Raw genomic sequence first — 23,943 nt, forward strand, 5'->3', positions numbered from 1 at the left:
CCGCGTGAGGCGAGGGACGGATAAACCATCCCCGACATCAATCATCCGGAAAACCAGGGAAGTCACATGAGCTCCATTACCGACCCCGACAAGGGCGGGTTTCGTGTATCGCAACTCCTGAGCGACACACGCTATCGTGCCATCACGTTCCAGGTCATTGCTGCGATTGCTCTGTTTGCGGTCTTTTTCTATCTGGGTCGCAACCTGATCAACAACCTGAACGACGCCGGTCTGAACATCTCGTTCGGCTTCCTCGAAGAAACCGCTGGATATGATGTCGGACAGACACTGATCCCCTATACCAGCCAGTCCTCGAACTGGCAGGCGGCCAAGGTCGGTATCCTCAACACGCTTCTGGTCGCGGTTCTGGGCTGTTTCACGGCCACGATCTTCGGCGTTATCGCGGGCGTGCTGCGCCTCAGTAACAACTGGATCGTATCGCGCCTGATGGCCGCCTATGTCGAGGCGTTCCGAAACGTGCCGGTGCTGATCTGGATCCTGATCATCTACGCGATCATGACCATCTCGCTGCCCGCGCCCAACGCCTTCCGTGGCGAGGATCCGGCCAGTACGATGCTGTTGGGCCTGTTCGCCTTCACCAATCGCGGCATCTATATTCCGGCACCTGTTTGGGGCGCCGGCTCGATGCTGCTGCTGTTTACGTTCATTGCGTCGGTCGTTGGCGTCTTGGCCTACCGCGCCTATGCTAAGAGGCTGCTTTTCGACACCGGCAAGCTGCTGCCGATGGGCTGGCCATCGCTGGCGATCCTGCTGGTGCCGACGATCCTGATGTTCTTCATCCTCGGCCGCCCGGTCGGTCTGGATATTCCGGTGCTCAAGGGCTTCAACTTTGGCGGCGGGATCAAGATCGGCGCGCCGCTGATCGCGCTGTGGTTCGCCCTGTCGATCTATACGGGCGCTTTTATCGCCGAGAACGTGCGCGCGGGCATTCAGGCCGTCAGCCACGGCCAGACCGAGGCCGCCGCCGCCCTTGGCTTGCGCCCCCGCCGGATCATGAATCTGGTGGTGCTGCCGCAGGCCCTCAGGGTCATCATCCCGCCGCTGATCTCGCAATATCTGAACCTGACCAAGAACTCGTCGCTGGCCATTGCCGTCGGCTATGCCGATGTCACCGCGACGCTGGGCGGGATCACCCTGAACCAGACCGGCCGCGCCATCGAATGCGTGCTGCTGTTGATGCTGTTCTATCTCGCGATCTCGCTGGCGATTTCCGCGATCATGAACGTCTACAACAACTCGGTTAAGCTGAAGGAGCGGTAATATGTCTGATACACACGCAGAATCCGTCGCCTTCGTCCGCGAAACCGCCATTCCCGCATCGCCGCCCCCCACCGCCGAGGCCGGTGCGGTCAGATGGGTGCGTGACAACCTCTTCAGTACCTGGGCCAATGCGCTGCTGACCATCGCGTCGCTTTACGTGATTTTCCTGATCCTCCAGGCTATCATGCCTTGGCTGATGAACGGGATCTGGGACGCCCCCAGCCTGACAGCCTGCCGAGAGGTGTTGCAGGGCGAGGTCGGCGCATGTTTCGCCGTTCTGACCGAGCGGTGGAACCAGCTGCTCTTCGGTTTCAAATATCCAAATGACCAGTACTGGCGACCGGGCATCGCGTTCCTGCTGCTCTTTGCCGCCATCGCGCCGGTCATGTTCTACAAGTTGCCGCGCAAGCTGCTCATCATCACGGCGCTCTATCCCTTTGTCGCCTACTGGCTGATCTGGGGCGGCACGACGCTGATCCCCATTTTTGCGCTGTTGGGCTTCATCGCGGGCTACGTGGCCTATGCGCGGCTGGTCAAACGCAACTTTGCAGCCGGTTTCTTCGCGGCCATCGCCGCGGCGGCCATCGTCTGGTGGATCGGTGGCATGATCACCGAAGCCATTGCGCCCTCGACCCCCTGGCTTGAAGTTGTGCCATCGCGCGATATGGGCGGCTTCATGCTGAACCTGATCCTGGGCGTGACCTGCGTGTCGCTGTCGATCCCGCTGGGCATCGTTCTGGCCCTCGGGCGTCAGTCGAACCTGCCGCTGATCAAGGGCATCTGCGTTGTCTTCATCGAGTTTATCCGCGGCGTGCCCCTGATCACGCTGCTCTTTGTCGCCAACGTGGTGCTGGCCTATTTCCTGCCGCCCGGCACGACCTTCGATCTGATCCTGCGGGTGATCATCATGATCACGATGTTCGCCTCGGCCTATATCGCCGAGGTGATCCGGGGCGGACTGGCCGCGCTGGACAAGGGGCAGTATGAGGCGGGCGACAGCCTGGGCCTCGACTATCCGCAGGCGATGCGGCTGATCATCCTGCCGCAGGCGCTCAAGATCTCGATCCCCGGCATCGTCAATATCGCGGTCGGCCTTTTCAAGGACACCACGCTGGTCTCGGTCATCTCGATGTTCGACCTGGTGGGCATGATCCGCGGGCCGATCCTGGCCTCGACCGAATGGAACGGCGTCTATTGGGAGCTGTTCAGCTTTGCCGCGCTGCTCTTCTTCGTCGTCTGCTACGGCATTTCGCAATACTCGCAATGGTTGGAGCGTCAGCTTCAGACCGGTCATCGTTAAGGGAGATCTCCAATGGCCGAAGCTCAAATGAAGGTCTCGGACGAGGTCGCCATCTCGATCCGCAACATGAACAAGTGGTATGGCAGCTTCCACGTGCTGCGCGATATCGACCTGACGGTGAACCGGGGCGAGCGGATCGTGATCTGCGGGCCTTCGGGGTCAGGCAAATCCACACTGATCCGCTGCATCAACGCGCTGGAAGAGCACCAGAAGGGCACGATCGAGGTCGATGGCATCACCCTGTCGTCGGATATCAAGAATATCGACAAGATCCGGCGCGAGGTCGGCATGTGCTTTCAGCACTTCAACCTTTTTCCGCATCTGACCATCCTCGAAAACTGCACCCTGGCCCCCATCTGGGTCCGCAAGGTGCCCAAACGCGAGGCCGAAGAGACGGCGATGCATTTCCTTGAAAAGGTGAAGATCCCCGATCAGGCGAACAAGTATCCCGGCCAGCTTTCGGGCGGCCAGCAGCAGCGCGTGGCGATTGCCCGCTCGCTCTGCATGAAGCCGCGGATCATGCTTTTTGACGAGCCGACATCGGCCCTTGACCCCGAGATGATCAAGGAAGTGCTCGACACCATGATCGAGCTGGCCGAGGAAGGCATGACCATGCTTTGCGTGACCCATGAGATGGGCTTTGCCCGGCAGGTCGCCAACCGCGTGATCTTCATGGATCAGGGCCAGATCGTCGAGCAGAACGAGCCGGAGGAATTCTTCAACAACCCCCGCTCGGATCGCACAAAGCTGTTCCTCAGCCAGATTCTGGGGCATTAGTCATTATCAAGAGACGTTCAAAGGGCGGTCCGATGCGGGCCGCCCTTTGCCGTCCAGCTCAGCGGTGGAAATAGCTCATGTGAAAGGCCGATTGCTCGGGGTCGCGTCCGAAGGCTTGGGAGACTGGGCAGGCGCGCCGGGCCTTGCAGCCTTGGGTCAGGCAATCCGCACCCGCGGGCGTGTCCAAAAACGAATGACAGGCCGCCACGTCATAGCCGCGCTCGGCGCTAAGTGCATCGACCGGGCAGGCGGTCATGCAGGGCTGATCGGCGCAACTCTCGCAGGGCGATGCGCTTGGCGGAGGCAGGGGGATCTCATGGCCAAACCGCAGCGCCCCGCGGTAGGACACCCAGAGGCCTTGGCTGTCATGCACCAGCATACCCGACGGGCTTTGCCATGCGCGCCCTGATGCGATCGCCCACCGCAGGAAAGGCTGATAGGGTGGTCCGCCAAAGGGAAAGAGCGCTTCGGCGTCCAGATCATCCGTCAGCGCGCCAATGACGCGCAAGGACCATCGGTCGACCGGGTCGGCCGCGCCGTCCTGCCATTCGGGACTGGCCTTGAGCGCGGGCCAGAAGCCTTGCGCAGGCCCCAGCAGGATCACCGTGCCGCCATCCTCATGCACGCCGCCCATCACGTCCAGATGCGCCCCGGACGCCGCCTGCGCGATGGCCGCGTAGCGTGTCATGCGCGGATCATCGACCCCGCGCCATGCTCGGTGAAAAGCTCGAGCAGGGGCGCGTTGGGCACGCGCCCGTCAAGGATGACGACCGCGCGCACACCGCCCGCGATGGCATCCAGCGCCGTCTCGGTCTTGGGGATCATGCCGCCGGAAATTGTGCCGTCGGCAGTCATAGCGCGCACCTGATCGGCCTTGAGGTCGGTGATCACATGGCCCGCGGCATCGCGCACGCCATCCACATCGGTCAGTAGCAGCAGCCGGTCCGCCTTGAGCGCGGCGGCAATGGCGCCAGCCATGGTATCACCGTTGATGTTGTACGTCTCGCCCGAGCGGCCCGCGCCGAGGGGCGCGATCACCGGGATCGCGTCATCGCGGAAAAGCGTATGCAGGATACGCGGGTCGACATCCGTGGGGGTGCCCACCAGGCCCAGCGCCGGGTCTGCCGGATCGCAAGTCACCAGATTGGCGTCCTTGCCTGAAAGGCCTACGGCGCGGCCCCCCTGTGCGTTGATCGCCTGCACGATCCGCTTGTTCACACGGCCCGAGAGGACCATCTCGACGACTTCCATCGTCGCCTCGTCGGTCACCCGCTTGCCGTTCACGAAATCGGATTTGATCGCCAGCTTGTCCAGCATCTCGTTGATCATGGGGCCGCCACCATGCACGATCACAGGGTTCACGCCGACCTGCCGCATCAGCACCACGTCGCGGGCAAAGGTCTCCATCGTCTCGTCGTCGCCCATGGCATGCCCGCCGAACTTTATGACGACGATGGCGTCATCATAGCGTTGCAGGTAAGGCAGGGCCTCGCTGAGCGTACGGGCGGTCGAAATCCAGTCGCGGTTCATGTCACGTTGCTTCATCTGTTATCCCTCGTCCGGCCGATTATCGGAGGCGGGGCGGCGGCTTGCAAGAGTCAGACCAGATCGGCGATCGTCGCGCGCAGGGTCGCGATGCCCTCGCCCTTTTCGCTCGAGGTCAGGATCAGCTCGGGGAAGGCGGCGGGGTGGCGCTTGAGCTCACTGCGTACCTGGTTCAGAATCGTCTCCAGTTCCTTGCCGCGCAGCTTGTCGGCCTTGGTCATCACCACCTGGAACGTCACGGCCGAGCTGTCGAGCAGGCTCATGATCTCGTGGTCGACCGGCTTGATCCCGTGACGGGTATCGACCAGCACGAAGGCGCGGCGCAGGTTCTGGCGGCCCGAGAGGTAGCGTTTCAGCAGCGCCTGCCACTTTTCCACCACCGGCAGCGGCGCGTTGGCATAGCCATAGCCGGGCAGGTCAACGAGGTAGTGGCTGTCCGCGAGGGTAAAAAAGTTCACCTCCTGCGTCCGGCCCGGCGTGTTGGACGCCCGTGCCAGCGCCTTGCGGCCGGTAAGCGCATTGATCAGCGTCGATTTCCCGACATTCGAGCGCCCGGCAAAGCAGACCTCGATCCGATCCGCCTCCGGCAGGCCGGACATGGCGACGACGCCCTTCAGAAAATCGGTCTCGCCGGCAAAGAGGATGCGGCCCCGCTCGGCGGCGGCAGCGTCCGGTGCTTCGGCAAGGGGAAAGGGGAGGGCGTCCATCATAGCAGCTCAGCCTTGTCGCCGACGGCAATCTCGCCGCCGCGTGTGACCACACCGTAAAGGCCGAATTCCTGATGGCCCAGTTCTTTCAGCGCGCCCAGCGTGTCTGCGTCCCGCTCGCCCGTGGAGGGGTTCGCGGTGGTGGCGCGGCAGCGGATGATAGCCTCGCGCAGCTCCAGCTCGGCCTCGCCGATGCGCAGGGTGCGGCCCACCCACGCGCGTTCGGCCCACGGCGCCAGCCCGTCCAGGTGGATGTTGGCGCGCCAGCGCAGCGGTGACAGTTCCTGCCCGATGTGCGCGGCCAGATCGCGGCCCGAGGCGAGGTTCACGATGCTGATCGAGGCAAATTCCGAATCCGTCATGCCCTGATCGGGCGCCCGCACGACCCACGCCGATTGCGCACGGCCCTCGGGCATCAGAGGGCGGACCCAATCCAGAAACACCGCCACCTCGGTATCCGGATCGAATGTCAGGTCCTCCCGCTGCGGGTGGCGCAGCGTGACCGTGCCTGCCGCCTCGTCTGTGCTGGCGGAGATCGCCATCAACTGCGGCGCCTTTGCCCCGCGCGAGAAGTTGTTGCAGGGTGCCCAGCCGCGCCCATCGGCCTCGGGCGCGGCCGCGTCATGGGCCACCGCCCAGCGGCGATCCCATGGCAGGGTGCAACCTTCGCTCAGCTGCACGCGCTCCAGCGCCTCAAAGCCATGGGCCTTGATCGGGTGGCGCCAGAGAGCGGCAACCTGTGTCACGATTTGTCGCTCTTGGCCTTCGCCTTCTTGGCGTCTGTAGTGTCGTCCTTTGGCTTGCGCTTGAAGCCTTGAACAATATTGCCGAACACGTCGGGCTTGTACCCTTGGCTGCGCATGATCGCATATTGCTGGGTAAAGGTGATCGTGTTGTTCGCGATCCAGTAGATCACGAGGCCGCTGGCGAACTGGCCCAGCATGAACATGAAGACCCATGGCATCCACGCAAAGATCATCTTTTGCGTCGGATCGGTTGGTGTCGGATTCAGCTTTTGCTGCAGCCACATCGAGATGCCGAGGAGGATCGGCAGGATGCCCAGCGACAGGATCGCCAGCACCGAGTCGGGATTCGGCGGCGCGTAGGGCAAAAGGCCAAAGAGGTTCAGGATGGATGACGGGTCAGGGGCGCTAAGATCCTCGATCCAGCCGATCCACGGCGCGTGGCGCAACTCCAGCGTGACGAAAATCACCTTGTAGAGCGAGAAAAAGATCGGGATCTGCAGAAGGATGGGCAGGCAGCCCGAGGCGGGGTTCACCTTTTCCTTCTTGTAGAGTTCCATGATCGATTTCTGCATCTTCTGCTTGTCGTCACCGGCCTCTTCCTTGATCTTCTCCATCTGGGGGCCAAGCTCTTTCATCTTGGCCATCGAGACGTAGGATTTATAGGCCAGCGGCAGCAACAGCGCCTTGATCAGAAGGGTCAGGCCGATGATGGCCCAGCCCATGTTGCCGATCAGCTGGTTGAGATAGTGCAGCACGGCAAAGATCGGCTTGGTCAGGAAGAAGAACCAACCCCAATCGATCGAATCAAGAAAGCGGTCGACGCCATCCTCGTTCTGGTACTGACGGATTGTCTCCCACTCCTTGGCGCCTGCGAAAACCTCCAGCCGGGTCGTGGCGTTGGCGCCGGGGGCGACGGTTTGCGTCGGCATACGCGCGGTCGTCTGATAGATGTCGCGGCGCGTGTCCTGCAGCGTGGTGACGTTGAAGCCGCCCGTGTCACGCGGGATCAGCGTGGTCATCCAGTATTGATCGGTCAGGCCGGTCCAGCCAGCCTGCTCGACTGCGATGGTCTTGACCCCTGAAATGGGGTCGAAATCGTCGTAATCCGTCTCGGTCAGCTCGCCATCCGCCATGCGGATGCCGCCCTCGTGCAGGATGAAGAAATTCTTGAGATCAGCCGGCAGGCCGTGACGCGCCAGAATGCCATAGGGCGCGAGGGACACGGTGGCGTCGCTGTTGTTTTGGACAGACTGCTCGACACTGAACATGAACTTGTCATCCACCGAGATCACGCGGGTAAACGTGAGCCCCGCTTCGTTGTCCCAAGTCAGCGTAATGGGGCTGTCCGGCGTCAGCGTGCCATCCCCCTCGACCTGCCAGAGTGTATTGGCGCCGGGCACCAGCTCGGGATCCAGCCCTGCACCGGGGGCCCATCCGAAGAGGGCATAATAGGGCTGATCGCTGCCGATGGGCGACAGCAGATCCACGATGGGCGAGTCGGGCTCAATCGTCTCGTGGTAATTCTTGAGCGATAACTGGTCGATGCGCCCACCCTGTAGCGAAATGCTACCTTTGAGGCTGGGCGTGTCGATGGCAACGCGCGGCGCATCGGCAGGCTGGGGGGCGTCTGTCTCGGCGGTCGCGGCGCCGGTGCTGTCGATCGCGCCAGGGGTGCTGGCGATGCTGTCTGCGGCACCATCGGCAGACGTCTCGGCGGTGGTTTCCGCAGGCGGCGTGACCGGCGTCTCAGGCGCCGGGAACAGGACGAACCACAGCATGATCACGAGGAAACTCAGCGCCGTGGCGAGAATTAGGTTCTTGTTCTGATCGTCCATTCCGGGCTGCTACTCATCTGTTAGGGGGCCGCACGCCGCATCGGCCCATCGGGCCCCGGGCACGCAACACGCGCGACTTTATCCGCTCCCCGGTGCGAAATGGCCGTCGCAGCAAAGCTGGCACTGGTCCGAATGCACCACTTGGGGGTCACCGGAGGGTTCAACAGAGTGCGGCCCAAAAGGTCAAGCGGATTCCCGGTGCGATGAGCCGCCTCGCTACGCATTAAGCGGCTTTTTACCCGATTTGGCGGCCGATCGGCGGTGGCATCGCCAGGCGGGACAGGTGGCGCGTTACCCATTCGACAGTTTGGTCCAAAGGGATTGGACGCCCGATGCCATATCCCTGCACATGCCCGCAGCCCAGTTGCGCCATCATCGCATGCTCGCCTGCGGTCTCGACACCCTCGGCCAGAGTGGCAAGGCCCAGCTGCTCGGCCATTGTCAGAATGGCCGACACCATGCGCTGCTGTTCGGGATCGCGGTCGACCTTCATCACGATCGAGCGGTCGATCTTCAGCCGCTGCACATCGAACCGGCGGATCGACGAGATCGATGCGTGGCCGGTGCCGAAATCGTCCAGATCGATGCGGCAGCCCAGATCGGACAGCCCGGCGATGTTGCGCACGACCGTATCGTCGGGCGAGAGCGCGACCACCGTTTCGAGAATTTCGACATTGAGCCGGTGCGCGGGCAGGTCGAACCGGTCAAGCTCCCACTCGATCTTTTTCACGAGGCGCGGATTGCGCAACTCTTCGGGGGAGAAGTTGACGCCGACCTGCGGCACGTCGAGGCCAGCCGCATCCCAAAGCTTGAGCGCCGACAGCGCGTTGTAGAGAATGACCTCGCCCAGCCGCTCCATCGCGCCCGCCTGCTCAAGAAGGGGCAGGAATTCGGCCGGGGCGATCGAACCGCGGTCGGGATGCATCCAGCGGGCCAGCGCCTCGAAACCGCTGACTTGCCCGGTATCGGTGCAGATTTGCGGCTGGAACCATGGCTGGATCTGGCCATTCTCCAGCGCATCGGTGGCCGCCTTGATCAGGTCGGGGGCGGCACTGGTGACGGGCGGTTTCATGTCCCGGCTGAAGGCGCGCATCGACGACGGGCCGTGGCGCCGTGCTTCGGCCAGGGCGGTCGTGGCGCCTGCGGTCACGCCAAGGCCCGTGGCCTCGGGCGCGCTGGCATCCAGCGCAAGGCCGACAGAGGCGGTAACATAGACGGTCGCGCCGTCGATCACGACAGGCTCTTCGATCGCGCCTTGCAGCCGGGCGGCCATCTGAAGCATCACCCCCAGATCCAGCTGGCGCACGGGCGCGATGCAGATGGCCAGCACATCATCCTCGATCCGGCGGACGGTATCGCGGGTGCGCAGGGCCGAGGCGGCGCGCGCCGCCATTTGCGTCATCATCGCATCGCCCGCGGCGCTGCCGAATCTTTCGCGCATCGCCGGAAATTCGTCCAGTTCCAGCAGGATGCAGCCGGTGCGGCGCGATGTCTGGAGCGCGCGGCGCACGGCCGCATCCATAATATGCTCGAATGCCGTCTCTTCCTCATCATCGTCGGGCGCAGACGCAGGGCTGCCCGCGCCCTTGTAAGCCACGGCAAACAGCAGGCAGAGCGGATAGCCAAGCGCCAGCATGACCAGCATCTGTTCGCCGCCCAGCCAGAACCCGGCCAGCACCAGCGCCGGAAACAGCGCGATAAGCATGGGGCCGGTAAGCGCGCCGCGCAGTCGCGCAGTGCGCCCGGTCTTGAGAAAACTGAAATCAGACGGCATTCGGCAAACCCTTTGAGACCCGCTGCAGCCACTCTACGTGCGGTGTCTCAACATGCGCTTAACGCAACCGGGGTGCGCCATCCAAATCTGGGTCGGATTTTATTGAATTGATTGTAAGCCCGGCAAAATCGAAAAGTTGCGGGTCCAGCAAATGGGAGGGGCGCGCATTCATAAGCGCGCGGAACATCACCTGCCGGCGACCGGGGCTGCTCCGCTCCCATCCGTCGAGGATCTGCTTGACCTGCTGGCGTTGCAGCCCGTCCTGGCTGCCGCAAAGATCGCAAGGGATGATCGGATAGCCCATCGCATTGCTGAATTTCTCGCAATCGGCCTCGGCCACATGCGCAAGCGGACGATAGACGAAAAGGTCGCCCTCCTCGTTTACCAGCTTGGGCGGCATCGTGGCGAGGCGCCCGCCGTGAAAAAGGTTCATGAAAAACGTCTCGAGGATATCATCCCGGTGATGGCCCAGCACCACGGCCGAGCAGCCTTCCTCGCGCGCGATGCGGTAAAGGTTGCCGCGCCGCAGACGCGAGCAGAGCGCGCACATCGTGCGGCCCTCGGGTACCTTGTCGACGACGATGGAATAGGTGTCCTGATACTCGATCCGGTGGGGGACCTGCATGGTTTTCAGGAACTCGGGCAGGACCGTCGCCGGAAAATTCGGCTGCCCCTGATCGAGATTGCAGGCCAGCAGGTCTACAGGAAGCATCCCGCGCCACTGCAGCTCGTGCAGGACGGCGAGCAGGGTATAGCTGTCCTTGCCGCCCGAGAGGCAGACCAGCCATCTGGCGCGCGGGCCGTCGCGATCCACCATGCCATATTGATCCACCGCCTCGCGCGTCTGGCGCACGATGCGTTTGCGCAGCTTGCGGAATTCCGTGCTGCGGGGCGCGCCCTGAAAGAGCGGGTGAATATCGTCGGCATCATCCAGCATGGGCAGGCTTTAATTCAGATGAGCCAGCCGGGCAAGGGCCGGAACATGCGGAGGGCTTGCGGCGTTGAACGTGAAATGGCCCCGAAACACAGGAGAAGTTCAATGACCCGTATTGTAATGATCGCCGCCGCCGCGCTTGGCGTCGGAACACCTGCACTTTCTGCCGAGTCCGCTGCGATGGCGATGCTGAAAACCGCCGATGGCAGCGATGCCGGTGTCGTCCAGATCCGGCAAGCGGGGGAGGGCACCCTGTTCCAGGCCGAGCTGTCGGGGCTAACACCCGGTTGGCACAGCTTTCATGTGCATGAGGCCGGAACCTGCGAGGATGGATTTCAGGCCGCCGATGGACACTACGCGCCCGGCGGCAATGGTCACGGCCTGATGGCCGAGGGTGGCGCCCATGCGGGCGATCTGCCTAACATCTATGTGCATGAAAATGGTGAGGCCAAGGCCGAGTTCTACCGCGCCCGGCTCAGTGTCCTGGATGGCGAGGCGCCGTTGATGGATGAGGATGGATCGTCAATCATGCTCCACGCTCAGCCCGACACGTATGAATCCGAGGCCGAGGCGGGTGACCGCGTTGCGTGCGGCGTGATCTCGCAGACCAAGTGAGCGTGAGCTAGTCCGGCACGTTATCGATGCCGGACCCGCCCCACGGGTGGCACCGCGCGATACGCCGCGCGGTCAGCCACGCGCCCTTGATGCCGCCGTGACGCTCCAATGCCTCAAGCGCGTAGGCGCTGCAGGTGGGATGAAACCGGCAGCCATGCCCCACCCACGGGCTGAAGAGCAGGCGATAGCCGCGTACCGGCAGGGCAAAAAGGCGCGCAAGCGGCGTCATTTTTCTGCCCCGTGCAGCTTGCGCAGGGCATAGGTCAGGTCACTTTTCAGCAAATCGAACGGGCGGCTTGCCGTCGCTTCGGCGCGGCCGATCAGTACGTAATCCCAGCCGGGCTTGCCGTGATCCGGGAGAACAGCTCGTGCCGCCTCGCGCAGGCGCCGCTTGGCCCGGTTGCGGGCAACGGCATTGCCGACCTTCTTGGAGCAGGTGAATCCGACGCGGACCCCGGCCGCATCCTCGGATGCGGCGCGTTTGCGGGCCTGCACCATCATCGACGCGGTGCCCTGCCGGCCGGCGCGGGCCGCCATCAAAAAGGTCTTGCGGGTCTTGAGGACGTTGATGCCAGCCGATTTGACACCCGGACACGACGAAACCGCCGGGGGCAGTGTCCCGGTCTGATGATCGGGGGCCTCCGGCGGTGTCATGTCGTCGTCCTTGCGCTGGCGCTTAGGCGCTCAGCGATTTGCGGCCACGGGCGCGGCGCGCATTCAGGATCTTGCGGCCGGCCTTGGTGGCCATGCGCGCACGAAAGCCGTGGCGCCGCTTGCGAACGAGGTTCGAGGGTTGAAAGGTGCGTTTCATCGCTCCGTCTCCAAATTTGTGCGGACACGCGCGCAACTGCGAAGAATCGCGCAAACATCCGGGTATGTCCGAAGCCCGGTCTATAGTAGGCCGGTTTGGCCAAGTCAAACCCCGCGCGGGCATTTCTTGCAACAAATCGGCGCCCCTGTGCGGGGCACATGTTGCAGAAGGGCCTGCGCAGGCTAACATGGAGGGTCAGCAAGTCACTTGCGATCAAGGCGGCGTGATACGGCTATCCAGCGGGGGCCTGACCGGTCATCTATGTCAGGATACCGCATAGCCGGGAGGGATCACTGACATGACCGATACGATCGAAGAAGAGGATGCGGCCCCGCGCAGGCATCCGGTGATGCGCCATGCGCCCCTCGCGCTGATCCTGCTTGTCGCGGCCATTGGCGCCTTCACATTGCGCGACTATCTCAGCTTCGAGACGCTGCGCGAGAACCGTGAGGCGTTGCTTGCCTTTCGCGACATGAATTTCGCGGTGATGGTCGCGGGGTTCATCGGCATCTATTTCCTGATCGTCGCCTTTTCGCTGCCCGGTGCGGCCGTGGCGTCGGTCACGGGCGGGTTCCTTTTCGGGATATGGTCAGGGACGGCCTTCAACGTGCTCGCGGCCACACTGGGCGCCATCGCCATTTTCCAGGCGGCGCGCATGGGGCTGGGCAGGACCCTGGCTGCGCGGATGGAAGCGGGCGAGGGTACGCTCAAGCGGGTCAAGGAGGGGCTGAACGAGAATGAAATCAGCGTGCTCTTCCTGCTGCGTCTGGTGCCGGTCGTGCCGTTCTTCGTGGCCAACCTGCTGCCCGCGTTAGTGGGGGTGAAATTCGGTAATTTTGCCTGGACCACGGCCTTGGGTATTATCCCGGGCGCGCTGGTTTTTACCTGGATCGGTGTGGGCCTGGGCGAGGTGTTCGACCGCGGCGATAGCCCCGACCTCAGTCTTTTGTGGGAGCCGCAGGTGATAGGCCCACTTCTGGGCCTCTGCGCGCTGGCCGCCCTGCCCATCCTCATCAAGGCTGTGCGCGGCAAGAAGGGTCTTTGAGCCAATGAAAAGCGTGAAGACGGACATCCTCGTGATCGGGGCAGGCTCGGGCGGGCTATCGGTGGCGGCGGGTGCGGTGCAAATGGGGGCGCGCGTCGTGCTGCTGGAAGGCCACAAGATGGGCGGCGATTGCCTGAACTACGGCTGCGTGCCCTCCAAGGCGCTGATCGCGAGCGGAAAGGCGGCCCATGCACAGGCCCATTCTGCGCGCTACGGCGTCGCCAACGTGGTGCCGGATGTGGATTATGTCGCCGCCAAGGATCACGTCGCCGATGTCATAGCCACCATCGCGCCCGTCGACAGTGTCGAGCGCTTCGAGGGGCTGGGTGTCGAGGTGATCCAGGAATATGGGCGTTTCATTTCGGAAACCGAGGTGCAGGCCGGTGATACCGTCATCACCGCCCGGCGCATCGTGATCGCCACGGGATCGTCACCGCTGGTGCCGCCCATTCCGGGGCTGGACAGCGTGCCCTATCTGACGAACGAGACCCTCTTTGATCAGCGCGAGCAGCCCGAGCACCTGTTGATCGTCGGCGGCGGCCCGATCGGGATGGAAATGGCGCAGGCGCATCGCCGCTTGGGCAGCAAGGTTACCGTGATTGAGGGCGCCAAGGCGCTGGCCAATGACGACCCCGAGACGGCGGCCATCGTCTTGAACACGCTGCGCGGCGAGGGCACCGAGATCGAGGAAGGTGCGCAAGCGTCCGAGATTCGCGGCACCGCTGGCGCCATCGAGGTCGAGGCGGAGGATGGGCGCGTCTTCAAGGGCAGCCACCTGCTGATGGCCGTGGGGCGCAAGAGCAACGTGGATCGCCTCGATCTGGAGAAGGCGGGGATCGAGACCACCAAGCGCGGCATCAAGGTGGACGAGCGCCTGAAGACCACCAATTCCCGCGTCTATGCCATCGGCGACGTGGCGGGCGGGCTGCAATTTACGCATGTGGCGAATTACCACGCGGGCATCGTCATCCGCTCGGCCGTGCTGGGCCTGCCGGCCAAGGCCAAGACCAGCCATCTCCCTTGGGCGACCTATACCGCACCGGAACTGGCACAAGTCGGACTTACCGAAGCGCAGGCGCGCGAGAAATACGGCGACAAGCTGGAGGTCGTGCGCCACGAATACGCGCATAACGACCGTGCCATCGCCGAGCGCAGCACCCGCGGCCTGATCAAGGTGATGGTCGCCAGGGGTCGCCCCGTGGGGGCGTCCATTGTCGGCACTCAGGCGGGCGAGTTGATCGGGCTTTGGGCATTGGCACTGGCAAATGACATGAAGATGAGCCAGATTGCCGCTATGGTTGCACCCTATCCCACCCTCGGCGAAGTCAACAAACGGGCCGCCGGGGCGTATTTCAGCCCGCGCCTCTTTGACAGCGTCTGGGTCAAGCGGGCGGTGCGCCTTGTTCAGCGATGGCTGCCATAGGCGGTCACAGGGCAAGAGGGCAAGATGAACTCACTCTCAGGCCGGTTCCTGATCCTGACGGCGATCTTCGTGATGCTGGCCGAAGTCCTGATCTTCGTGCCCTCCATCGCGCGATTTCGTGAGGACTACCTGCTGTCTCGGCTGGAGCGGGCGCAAATCGCGTCGCTGGCCCGGCTGGCGGGTGACGAGATCAGCCCTGACCTTGAGGAAGAGCTCTTGGCCAATGCGGGCGTCTACAATGTGGTCTTGCGCCGCAACGATGCGCGGCAACTGGTACTGTCCTCACCGCTGCCCTCGCCCATCGCCGCCACGTATGACCTTCGGGATGCGGGCGCGCTGGAGCTCATGCGCGACGCTTTGCTGCGGCTTTGGCGTACCGAGGATCAGGTGGTGCGCGTCATGGGAATGCCGGTACGCAGCGCAGGGATGCTGATCGAGGTCACGATGGAAACCAGGACGCTGCGCATGGCGATGATCGACTATGGCTTGCGCATCCTCGTGCTATCTGCTGTCATTTCGATCATTACCGCAGTGTTGCTGTTTCTGGCCGTGCGCGTCTTTCTGGTGATCCCGATCAGCCGTGTCGTCGGCTCGATGAAGGCCTATGCCAGCGCGCCCGAGGATGCGCGCGGGGTCATCGCGCCGTCCTCCACAATCACCGAACTGCGCGTGGCCGAAGAAACATTGGCCCTGATGCAGACTGAGCTGATCAGTGCCCTGCGACAGAAAGAGCGCCTTGCCGGCCTCGGCGGCGCCGTTGCCAAGGTCAGCCATGATCTGCGCAACATACTGACTTCGGCGCAGCTCTTCACCGACCGGCTCGAGACGTCAGAGGATCCGATGGTCAAGCGCATGGCGCCCAAGCTGGTCAATTCCATCACCCGCGCCGTGAACCTGTGCGAATCCACGCTGGCCTATGGCAAGGCCGAGGAGCCCGCGCCGCGCCTGTCACGCTTCGCCCTGCTGGACATTGTGACCGACGTGATCGACAGCGAGCGGCTCTCCGCAGGCGACGCCGATATCAGCTTTTCCGAGGATGTACGCGCGGGTTTCCAGCTGCGCGCCGATCCCGAGCAGCTCTACCGGGTGATCGCCAACCTCGTGCGCAACGCCCGGCAGGCCATCGTCACCAGCGGCAAGCCCGGTGAGATCAATGTGCAGGCCGATGAGACCGACGAGGCCGTGACGATCCGCATCAGCGATACCGGTCCCGGACTGCCGCCCAAGGCGCGCGAGCATCTTTTCACCCCTTTCACCGGCGGCGCCACCAAAGGCGGCTCGGGCCTTGGCCTGACAATTTCTTCCGAACTCGTGCGCGGCCACGGCGGCACCTTGACGTTGGAGCATACAGGGCCCAAGGGTACGTCCTTTGTCATCGTCCTTCCCAAGGGGGATCTGGCTTGAGCGCGGATTTCTGGCAATCGGCTATTGCAAAGCCTGAACACAGCCTTTAATGCCTCCCCTCGTGGACCGATAGCTCAGCTGGATAGAGTACTTGACTACGAATCAAGGGGTCGGGGGTTCGAATCCTCCTCGGTCCGCCACAACCTCCTCTTAAGCATATGAGATAAAGATAATTTCTTTAGCTTCATTCCGCCATACCACCATAGATGCAACCATAGAGTTCGCAGTAGCTCGCGGTCCGTTGCAACGGCCTGCTGCACTTTGCAGAGCGACGTCATGACGAGCCGATCTTCGAAGGTCTGCTATCTAACTGGTCGACCAATGGCTCAGTGTGTCCTCGCTGCGACTTCCAACTATGGAAAATAGGAATTCTCTCCGAATTCGCAGGAAATTCTCAAAACAATATACTATAAGCTGGGTTCTACTCATTCAGCACCAAGATCACTCTTCTCCGGACGCGCAATGGTCGTCCGCAGAGGACAATTTTGCGTGCGCAAACAGGAGATATGCGGAAGTGAGCCAGCCCTCGAACACTGTTTATCTGTCTGCTGAACAGGTCGCTATGCGGTTCGGCGTCTCAAAAGACACCATCTGGCGCTGGAGGCGCGACGGTGACTTCCCTGCCGCCGTCAAGCTGGGCGGCACGACCACGCGCTGGCGTCTCAGCGACATCGAAGAGTGGGAAGGTCGGCTGGTAAGCGGCTTTATGACCAGCTTCGATTTCAGGGCGCAGGCCGCCACGGCGATCTAAGTCCAAGTCAATCTCTACATCGCGCCTCGTGAGTGGTGCGCCTGCACTGACCCAACGGCGCGATATACATCGCGCCGAACAATTCCCCTGTGCCATGAGAGCAGCAAATGACCAATCACACCACACCCGCCGACTTCAGCACTATGAGCAACGTCATCAGCCTCCCTGTCGGCGCTGGGATCGTGCGGCAGGCCGCCGAGAGGTATGCCGCCGTAGAGAGCAGCCTGATGGTATCCCCACCAATTTCTCGCTGACTACGGAGAGCATCTTCCAGCTTCGTTCAGACGATGACGAAGATGTTTTGCCTGTTCAGTGAGGGGCTCCCCATTCTTTGGACAGGATCTGGCGCTTTTTAAGCTCTGATGACATGGCAGAGAATCGATCCGAATGGCTTCACGTGTTTCTTACTTGACCTCCGCGTGATCAATCGTAATTCAGCGATCATGGTAGCTTCGTTCCATAATTGCAGGCGAAGGCAGGCCGCCCGACTGGCACAAGCCGTGCTGATGGGCGTCATACTCCTGGCCATCGCGATGCTGCCCGCCGATGCAAATGAGATGATCTGCGCGCCGAGCGACCATATGGAAGCACAGCATGCGGGCGGTCTGGCAGTTGATCATCCCGCGGATTGCATGACGCAGGCGAGCCAATCGGGCCAAAACGCAGCACAGCCTGATGATGCGCCGGACATGTCCATGCACTGCATGCCCGCTATCGGGACGGCGCTCACGTCCCTTGAAATGACGACGCCTGTCCTTGCGGGCACGTTGGTGCAAGGTGACGGCTGGTGCTACAGAGCTTCCACGGGATGATGAAGCGGCTGTAATCGTCCAGGATCGTGCTGAGGTAATAGCAGCCCCATCTGTTACCCGGCAGTGGTTTGCCGCGCAAACCATAAGAGGACGATAATCTTGAAGTAGGTGAAGTCCGTTCGCCACATCCGGTTGATGGCGGTAGTCTTGTCTTGGAACTCGTCGCTCGTCCGTGTCCTCGGACCACTGGCGGAAATGGTCTCGCCCTTGATCACCACATGCGCAGGCGCAGTGATCAGATCAGCTTACTTCAGGGCAACGGCCTCTGAACGCAGTTCCTTCACCTCGGGCGATGTCGCTTGGCGCGCGGCGTCGCCGGGCAATCGACGCTTGCCCGCCTCCGAGAATTCCTTCGACCAATTGTAATACAGGCTCTCGGAAATCCCCTCGCGGCGGCACAGTGCCGAGATGCTTTCCTCGCCGCGAAGGTCCGCCAAAACAAGACTGACCTTTTCCGTCGCCGAATAGGTTTGACGGGTCTTGCGACGGATGTTCTTGACCAGCTTGTCAGCTGCGTCCTTCGACGTTCCGGATTTCTTGTTCACCTTCACTCCATGAAGGCTACGATGAACCGGAAATCCTCGGTTGTTCAAATCCTCAAACCTGCCCCACAGGCGCTGACGTCAGACAACCACCGATCAGGCTGATATTGCGGGCGCGGTGAATCTCTTGCGCAACTAAGGCTCGGCAGTGAAGAACCAGAATGACTTCAAGGGCGTGAACAGCCGGATCGATCCCATTCAGGCTGCTATCCTGGCGGTCAAGCTGGAGGCGCTGGACCCTGTCACCGCGCGGCGGCGCGAGATTGCGGCAACGTACAGCGCGGGTTTTGCTAAGGCGGGCCTGGATCATCCCCATGTACCGGTCTGGCATCTTTACGTCATCCGCCACCCGCAGCGGGATGCGTTCCAGCAGCGCCTCGCCGAGGCCGGGATCGGGACGGTGATTCACTACCCGACCCCGCCGCATCTGCAAAAGGCCTTTGCCGATGAAGGCCATGCCCCCGGTAGCCTCCCCCTGGCCGAGCGTCTCGCGCAGGAGGTCCTCGGCTTGCCGATGTGCCCGGCGCAAACGGATGAGCAGACGGAGTACGCCATCGACCGCGTCACCGCCCTGACCTGACGGGCCCTAGAACAGCAGAAGCCTGATCCCGTAAGCCACCGCCCCCAGCACGGCGATGGACGCCAGCCAGATCGCGGCGAACCATGCCAGCCGCTTCCACAACGGGCCGGGTGCGTGCCCTGCCATCAGTGATAGCCCGCTTCGGGATCGATCTTGCCTCGGAATACCCAGTAGGCATAGGCCGTGTAGGCCAGAATGATGGGCAAGAGGATTGACGCGCCGACCAGCATGAAGATCTGGCTGCGCGCCGGCGCCGCCGCCTCGTAGATCGTCACTTCGGTCGGCACGATATAGGGGAACATCGACACGCCCAAGCCGATAAAGCACAGCGCAAAGAGTGTTAGAGCCAGCACGAAGGGTCGGTATTCATGCTTGTGGATGGTGAGCGAGCGGAACATCATCGCCGCGATCAGCAGCACCCCCGCCCCGACGCCCACGGCCAGCAGGATGTTCCAGCCGCCGAACCAGCGGCTGTAATAGCCATCCTGCAGGAACGGCGTCCAGAGGCTGACCAGCCCGATAAAGACGACGGTGACAACCCCGAGTGGCCAAGCGCGCTTGCGCATCCGCTCTTGCAGCGGGCCCTCGGTCTTGGCGACCAGCCAGGTCGCGCCCAGAAGGGTATAGCCGACCATCACGGCGATGCCGACGGTTAGCGAAAAGGGCGTGGCCCAATCCCACCAGCCGCCCGAATAGGTGCGGGCCGCCTCGTCGATCTGGATGCCCTGCAACAGCGCGCCCAGCGCGATTCCCTGGCTGAGCGATGCCACCGCCGAGCCGCCGATAAAGGCCGCATCCCACGCCCAGCGCCCCCGCTCGGTCCGCCAGCGGAACTCGAACGCGACCCCGCGAAAGATCAGCGCAAGCAGCATGGCGATGATCGGGACGTATAGCGCAGGCAGGATCAGTGCATAGGCCAGCGGGAAGGCGGCAAAGAGGCCGCCACCCCCAAGCACCAGCCATGTTTCGTTACCGTCCCAGACGGGCGCGACCGAGTTCATGATGACGTCCCGATCGCCCTTCTTGCGCTCGACCGCGAAGAGCATCCCGAGTCCCAGATCGAACCCGTCGAGCACGACATAGACCAGCACCGCAAAGGCGATGAGAAACGCCCAGATAGTGGTGAGGTCCAGCGAGAAACCGTCTGTGATGGGCATGGCCTATTCTCCTGCGACAGCATTGGGGCGGCGTGCCGCCTCTTCGGGTGCGGCGGTGATGCCAGCGGTGCGGGTCGGTCCGTCCACGCTGTCTTTCAGCCGCTCCTCGTCGGATTTGGGCGGACGCGACATGAGGCGCATGATGTAGAATGTGCCGGCGCCGAAAACCGCGAAATAAACCACGATGAACGCCACCAGAGATGCCCCTACGGCCGGCGCATCCAGAGGCGCCGCACTGTCGGCGGTGCGCAGAAGGCCATAGACCGTGAAGGGTTGGCGGCCCACCTCGGTCGTGACCCAGCCCGCCAGAACGGCGATCAGGCCCGACGGCCCCATCGCCACCGCCGCGCGGTGCAGCCATGGTGCGTTGTAGATCTGCCCGCGCCAGCGCGCGATCAGCGACCAGACACCGATGCCCAGCATCGCAAAGCCAAGCGCCACCATGATGCGGAACGACCAGAATACGATGGCCACGGGCGGCTGATCGGCATCGGGGATGGTATCGAGCCCCGCCAGCGGCGCGTTCAGGTCATGCTTGAGGATCAATGAGGACAGCTTGGGAATGCCCACTGCATAGTCCAAGGTTTGCGTTTCGTCATTCGGCAGGCCGAAAAGGTAGAGAGGCGCGCCGTCCGGGTGGCTCTCGTAATGGCCCTCCATGGCCATGACCTTGGCCGGCTGATGCTCCAGCGTGTTGATGCCGTGTAGATCGCCGAGAAAGATTTGCACCGGCGCCACGATGGCCGCCATCCACATCGCCATCGAGAACATGGTGCGCGTCGCGGGCGTGGCCGCCTCGCCCCGGCGGCGGTGGCGCAGAAGGTGAAAGGCCGCGACACCGCCCACGATGAAGGCCGTCGTCAGGTAGGCCGCCGTGACCGTGTGCATGAGGCGATAGGGGAAGGATGGGTTGAACACGATCTGCCAGAAATCCTCGGGCAGAAACTGGCCTGTGTCGGGATCGATGCTGAACCCCGCGGGCGTGTGCATCCAGCTGTTCACCGACAAGATCCAGAAGGCCGAGAAGAACGTGCCGAAGGCGACGGCGGCGCAGGCGACCATGTGCAGCTTCTCGCCCACTTTATCGCGCCCAAAGAGCATGATGCCCAGAAATCCCGCTTCGAGGAAGAAGGCCGAGAGCACCTCATAGGCCATCGGCCCGCCGATCACGGGACCGGCCTTGTCCGAAAAAACGCTCCAGTTGGTCCCAAATTGGTAGGACATGACAATGCCCGACACGACGCCCATGGCAAAGGCCAGGGCGAAAATCTTGACCCAATAGCGGAAGAGTTCGAGGTATTTGTGATCGCGTGTCCACAGCCACAGACCGTTCAGCACCGCCAGGTAGCTGGCGAGGCCAATGGTGAAGGCAGGAAAGAGGAAGTGGAAGGAGACGGTGAAGGCAAACTGGATACGCGCCAGCAGCACCGCGTCGAATGATCCAAGCATGGCACACCTCGCAATAGCCGTTGTCAGTCGAGGTAGCGGGCAGGGGGGAGGGGGCAAGGTGGACGAACGGCTTTGAGGCGCGTCAAACAGACGCGCATGCTGCGCGGCAGCATGCGCCGGTTTTCAATGGGTTTTGGGTGTCACGATACTGGCCAGAAGGTCCAGGAACATCGCAAAGAGCTCGGCCTGCGATGAGATCCCCAGCTTGGCATAGGCGTGGCGGCGATGGACCTTGACCGTATCGGCGCTGATATCCAGCTTGAGCGCGATCGCCTCGGTCGAGTGGCCCTTGAGGACCAGCGCGACGACCTGCCTCTGGCGTTGCGACAGCACCGTCTCGCCCAAGGCGGCCAGCGCGGCGGCGATGGGATCTGGGGCGCGCCCCGGCCCTGCTTGCGACGCAAAACCCAGATTGATCCCCGCCCAGTGACACCGTACCAGCGCCGCGATCAGCGGGGCAATGCCGCGCAGCCGCGCCACCTCGGGCGGGGCAAAGACCGGGCTGCCGTGGCGGCGCGTGACGCTATAGACCAGCACCGCGCGGTCCGGCAGCGCCAGAAAGATCCCCGCCTCATCCGTGATGCGGGTGCGGCGGTAGTGCTGCTCGTAATACTCGGAGGCAAAGAATTCATCGGGCGCGATGTCGGCCAGGCAGCACAGGCCCTCCTGCCGGCCCTGCTGCACCTCGCTGTAGAAAGGGTCCAGCAGGAAAGGCCCAAGCAGGTACTGGTCCATTACGATGCGCGCCTCGGCACTGTCCGCGATATCCGTATAGGGGCCGCGCGGACGCTCCCCCGCCTTGTAGGCAAAAAGCATCGCGTTGTCGAAAGGGACAAGGGCGCGCGCCGCCCCGGTCAGCACATCCATGAACTGAGGCGTGCCGATTGCATCGACGGCGCGCGCCATGTCCGCGCCGAGGGTGGCGACCGGATCGGTGTCTGGGTGCGAAGCCGTCATGTCATCTGCGGGGCAAAACCGGTGATCCGGCCTCTAATCCTTTGGGGTTATTGGGGGTGGCACGGGCTTCAGCCTAACCTTCGTCGCAGGAATTAACCAGATGCCGCGTTGCGGCAGGTCAGGCGCGACAAAAGCGGGGCACATGTGACGATCAAGGATGCATCGACCGATCAGGCAGGGCCGGGCGTGCCCCGCAGCCCCGACAATGTGCATATCGGCATTTTCGATGCCAATGGCGTTTTTCGCCACAAGAAGGTAAGCGGCACCAAGGCGGCCAAGCTGGCCAAGACGGGCGGGCCGTTCTGCGACATCCTCTACAGTTGGGACACGGGTGAGGAGCCGCAGGAGACGGGCGCCTTCGTGGACCGGCCCACGAGGATCGATCCCGCCTCGATGCGGGCCTATCCCTTCGCGGCCAGCGATGCGCTGGCGATTTCGGATTTTGATCAGCCCTTCGGCGCGAAAAGTGCGCGCAATCAGGCGATGGCGATGGTCGAGCGCGCGGGTGCCGCCGGGTTTACTGTGCATTCGGCCTTCGAATTCGAATTCACCGTGATGGATGAGACGCCCCGCAGCCTGCGGCAGAAGGGCTATCGCGGGCTGAATCATTTCGCGGAAGGCAACCGCACCTATTCGCTGCAGACCGAGGCGCTGCATCACGATCTGCTGGCGGGGTTCGAGGCGATGATGACCCGCCTCGGCATCACGCTGGATGCGATGCATACCGAGCTGGGGCCGGGTTTTTTCGAGGCGCCGCTCCTTCATGCCGAAGGGTTGCGGGCCGCCGATGATGCGGCCCTCTTCAAGAATTTTGCCAAGGCGTTTTTTCTGCGCAACGGCCTGACGGCGGCCTTTATGGCCAAGCTGTCGCCCGACTTGCCCGGCCAGTCCGGCCATTTGCACATGTCCCTGCGCAAGGGCGGCGCCCCTGCCTTTGCGGATGCCGCGGGCGAGGACGGCCTCAGCCAGACCGCGCGCCATTTCATCGGCGGCATCGTCACGCTGATGCCCGAGATGCTGGCGCTCTGCAGTCACACGATCAACGCCTACAAGCGGATGGTGCCCGGCGCATGGGCGCCCACATGGGCCAGCTGGGGGGTGCAGAACCGGACCGCGGCGCTGCGCGTCATCAATGACGATCCCGCGGCAACCCGCATCGAATTTCGCGTGCCCGCCGCCGATACCAATCCCTTTGCCGCCTATGCGATGTGCCTTGGCGCGGGAATGTACGGGATCGAGAACGCAATCGAGCCGCCCGCCGCCCAGACCGGCGATTGCTATGCTGTGGACGCGCCCGAGGCATTGCGCTTTCCGCGCACGCTGTCGCAGGCCGCCGACCGGCTGGAGGCGTCCAAGCCAGCGCGTGAGATTTTCGGTGATGATTTCATCGCCACCTATGTCAAACTGCGCCGATACGAGGTGGAGGCGCATGAGCGGCAGGTCGGCGCGTGGGAACTGGCCCGCTATCTTGAAGTGGTTTGACCCCCAACACCCACAC

The 23,943-nt window shown here is 62.9% G+C and carries 25 protein-coding genes, 1 tRNA gene and 1 pseudogene; 12 read left to right on the forward strand and 15 right to left on the reverse strand.

Translation table 11 applies throughout. From position 1 onward, the window contains the following. The first annotated feature begins 66 nt into the window (after nucleotides 1-66). The 3 genes from ACEWPM_RS08535 to ACEWPM_RS08545 are packed head-to-tail and all read left to right on the forward strand — an operon-like array spanning nucleotide 67 to nucleotide 3,358. A complete protein-coding gene (locus ACEWPM_RS08535) occupies nucleotides 67-1,281 on the forward strand; it encodes an amino acid ABC transporter permease (protein ID WP_393961248.1) in 1,215 nt (404 codons plus the stop codon). Nucleotide 1,282: 1 nt separating this feature from the next. Further along, the gene (locus tag ACEWPM_RS08540; protein ID WP_393961249.1) at nucleotides 1,283-2,581 is read left to right on the forward strand and encodes an amino acid ABC transporter permease; all 1,299 of its coding nucleotides are present in this window, start codon (nucleotides 1,283-1,285) and stop codon (nucleotides 2,579-2,581) included. 12 nt (nucleotides 2,582-2,593) lie between these two features. Further along, complete coding sequence (locus ACEWPM_RS08545) at nucleotides 2,594-3,358, forward strand: amino acid ABC transporter ATP-binding protein (RefSeq protein ID WP_393961250.1); 765 nt, start codon at nucleotides 2,594-2,596, stop codon at nucleotides 3,356-3,358. Nucleotides 3,359-3,416: 58 nt separating this feature from the next. Here the strand turns inward: ACEWPM_RS08545 and ACEWPM_RS08550 are convergent, their stop codons facing one another. From ACEWPM_RS08550 to ttcA, 7 genes are all read right to left on the reverse strand, one after another. Beyond that, the gene (locus tag ACEWPM_RS08550; RefSeq protein WP_393961251.1) at nucleotides 3,417-4,046 is read right to left on the reverse strand and encodes a ferredoxin; all 630 of its coding nucleotides are present in this window, start codon (nucleotides 4,044-4,046) and stop codon (nucleotides 3,417-3,419) included. Then, complete coding sequence (gene argB, locus ACEWPM_RS08555) at nucleotides 4,043-4,903, reverse strand: acetylglutamate kinase (protein ID WP_393961252.1); 861 nt, start codon at nucleotides 4,901-4,903, stop codon at nucleotides 4,043-4,045. The genes ACEWPM_RS08550 and argB overlap by 4 nt, the downstream gene beginning before the upstream one ends. 53 nt (nucleotides 4,904-4,956) lie before the next feature. Further along, on the reverse strand, nucleotides 4,957-5,610 hold the full coding sequence (gene yihA, locus ACEWPM_RS08560) for a ribosome biogenesis GTP-binding protein YihA/YsxC (protein ID WP_393961451.1): 654 nt from the start codon (nucleotides 5,608-5,610) through the stop codon (nucleotides 4,957-4,959). Beyond that, on the reverse strand, nucleotides 5,610-6,359 hold the full coding sequence (locus ACEWPM_RS08565) for an MOSC domain-containing protein (protein ID WP_393961452.1): 750 nt from the start codon (nucleotides 6,357-6,359) through the stop codon (nucleotides 5,610-5,612). Before ACEWPM_RS08565 ends, yihA begins: the two co-directional genes overlap by 1 nt. Next, entirely contained in the window at nucleotides 6,353-8,191 is a 1,839-nt protein-coding gene (gene yidC / locus ACEWPM_RS08570) for a membrane protein insertase YidC (protein ID WP_393961253.1), read from the reverse strand. The genes ACEWPM_RS08565 and yidC overlap by 7 nt, the downstream gene beginning before the upstream one ends. Before the next feature lie 235 nt (nucleotides 8,192-8,426). After that, nucleotides 8,427-9,965: a putative bifunctional diguanylate cyclase/phosphodiesterase gene (locus tag ACEWPM_RS08575; RefSeq protein WP_393961254.1), complete on the reverse strand. Its 1,539-nt coding sequence runs from the start codon at nucleotides 9,963-9,965 to the stop codon at nucleotides 8,427-8,429. 58 nt (nucleotides 9,966-10,023) lie between these two features. Continuing rightward, nucleotides 10,024-10,902: a tRNA 2-thiocytidine(32) synthetase TtcA gene (ttcA, locus tag ACEWPM_RS08580; protein ID WP_393961255.1), complete on the reverse strand. Its 879-nt coding sequence runs from the start codon at nucleotides 10,900-10,902 to the stop codon at nucleotides 10,024-10,026. 102 nt (nucleotides 10,903-11,004) lie between these two features. Between ttcA and ACEWPM_RS08585 the strand changes: the two genes are divergently transcribed. Then, complete coding sequence (locus ACEWPM_RS08585; protein WP_393961256.1) at nucleotides 11,005-11,514, forward strand: superoxide dismutase family protein; 510 nt, start codon at nucleotides 11,005-11,007, stop codon at nucleotides 11,512-11,514. A 7-nt stretch (nucleotides 11,515-11,521) separates the two neighbouring features. On the opposite strand, the gene yidD is transcribed toward ACEWPM_RS08585, so the two are convergent. Genes yidD through rpmH form a run of 3 tightly spaced genes read right to left on the reverse strand, consistent with a single transcriptional unit; the run spans nucleotide 11,522 to nucleotide 12,325 of the window. Beyond that, entirely contained in the window at nucleotides 11,522-11,743 is a 222-nt protein-coding gene (gene yidD, locus ACEWPM_RS08590) for a membrane protein insertion efficiency factor YidD (RefSeq protein WP_393932576.1), read from the reverse strand. Then, nucleotides 11,740-12,168, reverse strand: a complete 429-nt coding sequence (rnpA, locus tag ACEWPM_RS08595) for a ribonuclease P protein component (protein WP_393961257.1) — start codon at nucleotides 12,166-12,168, stop codon at nucleotides 11,740-11,742. Before rnpA ends, yidD begins: the two co-directional genes overlap by 4 nt. Nucleotides 12,169-12,190: 22 nt before the next feature. Then, on the reverse strand, nucleotides 12,191-12,325 hold the full coding sequence (gene rpmH / locus ACEWPM_RS08600; protein ID WP_012177012.1) for a 50S ribosomal protein L34: 135 nt from the start codon (nucleotides 12,323-12,325) through the stop codon (nucleotides 12,191-12,193). Between the two features lie 298 nt (nucleotides 12,326-12,623). Here rpmH and ACEWPM_RS08605 point away from each other — a divergent pair, with 298 nt between their 5' ends. The 6 genes from ACEWPM_RS08605 (at nucleotide 12,624) to ACEWPM_RS08630 (ending at nucleotide 17,760) form a co-directional block, all read left to right on the forward strand. Beyond that, nucleotides 12,624-13,370 (forward strand): TVP38/TMEM64 family protein, encoded by a 747-nt coding sequence (locus ACEWPM_RS08605; protein WP_393961258.1) that lies wholly within the window; start codon nucleotides 12,624-12,626, stop codon nucleotides 13,368-13,370. Nucleotides 13,371-13,374: 4 nt separating this feature from the next. Beyond that, nucleotides 13,375-14,793 (forward strand): dihydrolipoyl dehydrogenase family protein, encoded by a 1,419-nt coding sequence (locus tag ACEWPM_RS08610; protein WP_393961259.1) that lies wholly within the window; start codon nucleotides 13,375-13,377, stop codon nucleotides 14,791-14,793. Nucleotides 14,794-14,817: 24 nt separating this feature from the next. After that, nucleotides 14,818-16,197, forward strand: coding sequence for a sensor histidine kinase (locus ACEWPM_RS08615; protein WP_393961260.1), 1,380 nt, complete (start codon nucleotides 14,818-14,820; stop codon nucleotides 16,195-16,197). A 63-nt stretch (nucleotides 16,198-16,260) separates the two neighbouring features. After that, nucleotides 16,261-16,337, forward strand: a tRNA-Arg gene (locus tag ACEWPM_RS08620). A 374-nt stretch (nucleotides 16,338-16,711) separates the two neighbouring features. Beyond that, nucleotides 16,712-16,948 carry a helix-turn-helix transcriptional regulator gene (locus ACEWPM_RS08625; protein ID WP_393961261.1) on the forward strand — a complete coding sequence of 79 codons (237 nt, stop codon included), beginning with the start codon at nucleotides 16,712-16,714 and terminating at the stop codon, nucleotides 16,946-16,948. A gap of 362 nt (nucleotides 16,949-17,310) precedes the next feature. Further along, entirely contained in the window at nucleotides 17,311-17,760 is a 450-nt protein-coding gene (locus ACEWPM_RS08630; protein WP_393961460.1) for a hypothetical protein, read from the forward strand. A 248-nt stretch (nucleotides 17,761-18,008) separates the two neighbouring features. Here the strand turns inward: ACEWPM_RS08630 and ACEWPM_RS08635 are convergent. After that, nucleotides 18,009-18,305 (reverse strand): annotated as a pseudogene (locus tag ACEWPM_RS08635) (transposase); the annotation flags it as partial. A gap of 145 nt (nucleotides 18,306-18,450) precedes the next feature. Between ACEWPM_RS08635 and ACEWPM_RS08640 the strand changes: the two are divergent. Beyond that, nucleotides 18,451-18,882: a DegT/DnrJ/EryC1/StrS family aminotransferase gene (locus tag ACEWPM_RS08640; RefSeq protein ID WP_393961262.1), complete on the forward strand. Its 432-nt coding sequence runs from the start codon at nucleotides 18,451-18,453 to the stop codon at nucleotides 18,880-18,882. Nucleotides 18,883-18,888: 6 nt separating this feature from the next. On the opposite strand, the gene ACEWPM_RS08645 is transcribed toward ACEWPM_RS08640, so the two are convergent. The 4 genes from ACEWPM_RS08645 to ACEWPM_RS08660 all read right to left on the reverse strand — a co-directional run bounded on the left by ACEWPM_RS08645 (nucleotide 18,889) and on the right by ACEWPM_RS08660 (nucleotide 22,445). Then, nucleotides 18,889-19,008, reverse strand: coding sequence for a DUF2474 family protein (locus tag ACEWPM_RS08645; RefSeq protein ID WP_393961263.1), 120 nt, complete (start codon nucleotides 19,006-19,008; stop codon nucleotides 18,889-18,891). Further along, nucleotides 19,008-20,039 (reverse strand): cytochrome d ubiquinol oxidase subunit II, encoded by a 1,032-nt coding sequence (cydB, locus tag ACEWPM_RS08650; protein WP_393961264.1) that lies wholly within the window; start codon nucleotides 20,037-20,039, stop codon nucleotides 19,008-19,010. Before cydB ends, ACEWPM_RS08645 begins: the two co-directional genes overlap by 1 nt. Before the next feature lie 3 nt (nucleotides 20,040-20,042). Next, nucleotides 20,043-21,488 (reverse strand): cytochrome ubiquinol oxidase subunit I, encoded by a 1,446-nt coding sequence (locus ACEWPM_RS08655; protein ID WP_393961265.1) that lies wholly within the window; start codon nucleotides 21,486-21,488, stop codon nucleotides 20,043-20,045. Nucleotides 21,489-21,611: 123 nt separating this feature from the next. Further along, entirely contained in the window at nucleotides 21,612-22,445 is an 834-nt protein-coding gene (locus ACEWPM_RS08660; protein ID WP_393961266.1) for a helix-turn-helix transcriptional regulator, read from the reverse strand. Between the two features lie 144 nt (nucleotides 22,446-22,589). On the opposite strand from ACEWPM_RS08660, the gene ACEWPM_RS08665 reads away from it, so the two are divergent. Next, the gene (locus ACEWPM_RS08665; protein WP_393961267.1) at nucleotides 22,590-23,927 is read left to right on the forward strand and encodes a glutamine synthetase family protein; all 1,338 of its coding nucleotides are present in this window, start codon (nucleotides 22,590-22,592) and stop codon (nucleotides 23,925-23,927) included. The last annotated feature ends 16 nt before the right edge of the window (nucleotides 23,928-23,943 follow it).

The organism is Roseovarius maritimus, from assembly GCF_043355895.2.
Lineage (GTDB): Bacteria > Pseudomonadota > Alphaproteobacteria > Rhodobacterales > Rhodobacteraceae > Roseovarius > Roseovarius maritimus.

Coding starts and splice junctions, on each gene's coding strand:
- ACEWPM_RS08535 (WP_393961248.1), top strand. CDS start 67: ATGAGCTCCATTACCGACCCCGACAAGGGCGGGTTTCGTGTATCGCAA.
- ACEWPM_RS08540 (WP_393961249.1), top strand. CDS start 1,283: ATGTCTGATACACACGCAGAATCCGTCGCCTTCGTCCGCGAAACCGCC.
- ACEWPM_RS08545 (WP_393961250.1), top strand. CDS start 2,594: ATGGCCGAAGCTCAAATGAAGGTCTCGGACGAGGTCGCCATCTCGATC.
- ACEWPM_RS08550 (WP_393961251.1), bottom strand. CDS start 4,046: ATGACACGCTACGCGGCCATCGCGCAGGCGGCGTCCGGGGCGCATCTG.
- argB (WP_393961252.1), bottom strand. CDS start 4,903: ATGAAGCAACGTGACATGAACCGCGACTGGATTTCGACCGCCCGTACG.
- yihA (WP_393961451.1), bottom strand. CDS start 5,610: ATGGACGCCCTCCCCTTTCCCCTTGCCGAAGCACCGGACGCTGCCGCC.
- yidC (WP_393961253.1), bottom strand. CDS start 8,191: ATGGACGATCAGAACAAGAACCTAATTCTCGCCACGGCGCTGAGTTTC.
- ACEWPM_RS08575 (WP_393961254.1), bottom strand. CDS start 9,965: ATGCCGTCTGATTTCAGTTTTCTCAAGACCGGGCGCACTGCGCGACTG.
- ttcA (WP_393961255.1), bottom strand. CDS start 10,902: ATGCTGGATGATGCCGACGATATTCACCCGCTCTTTCAGGGCGCGCCC.
- ACEWPM_RS08585 (WP_393961256.1), top strand. CDS start 11,005: ATGACCCGTATTGTAATGATCGCCGCCGCCGCGCTTGGCGTCGGAACA.
- yidD (WP_393932576.1), bottom strand. CDS start 11,743: ATGACGCCGCTTGCGCGCCTTTTTGCCCTGCCGGTACGCGGCTATCGC.
- rnpA (WP_393961257.1), bottom strand. CDS start 12,168: ATGACACCGCCGGAGGCCCCCGATCATCAGACCGGGACACTGCCCCCG.
- rpmH (WP_012177012.1), bottom strand. CDS start 12,325: ATGAAACGCACCTTTCAACCCTCGAACCTCGTTCGCAAGCGGCGCCAC.
- ACEWPM_RS08605 (WP_393961258.1), top strand. CDS start 12,624: ATGACCGATACGATCGAAGAAGAGGATGCGGCCCCGCGCAGGCATCCG.
- ACEWPM_RS08610 (WP_393961259.1), top strand. CDS start 13,375: ATGAAAAGCGTGAAGACGGACATCCTCGTGATCGGGGCAGGCTCGGGC.
- ACEWPM_RS08615 (WP_393961260.1), top strand. CDS start 14,818: ATGAACTCACTCTCAGGCCGGTTCCTGATCCTGACGGCGATCTTCGTG.
- ACEWPM_RS08630 (WP_393961460.1), top strand. CDS start 17,311: ATGACATGGCAGAGAATCGATCCGAATGGCTTCACGTGTTTCTTACTT.
- ACEWPM_RS08645 (WP_393961263.1), bottom strand. CDS start 19,008: ATGGCAGGGCACGCACCCGGCCCGTTGTGGAAGCGGCTGGCATGGTTC.
- cydB (WP_393961264.1), bottom strand. CDS start 20,039: ATGCCCATCACAGACGGTTTCTCGCTGGACCTCACCACTATCTGGGCG.
- ACEWPM_RS08655 (WP_393961265.1), bottom strand. CDS start 21,488: ATGCTTGGATCATTCGACGCGGTGCTGCTGGCGCGTATCCAGTTTGCC.
- ACEWPM_RS08660 (WP_393961266.1), bottom strand. CDS start 22,445: ATGACGGCTTCGCACCCAGACACCGATCCGGTCGCCACCCTCGGCGCG.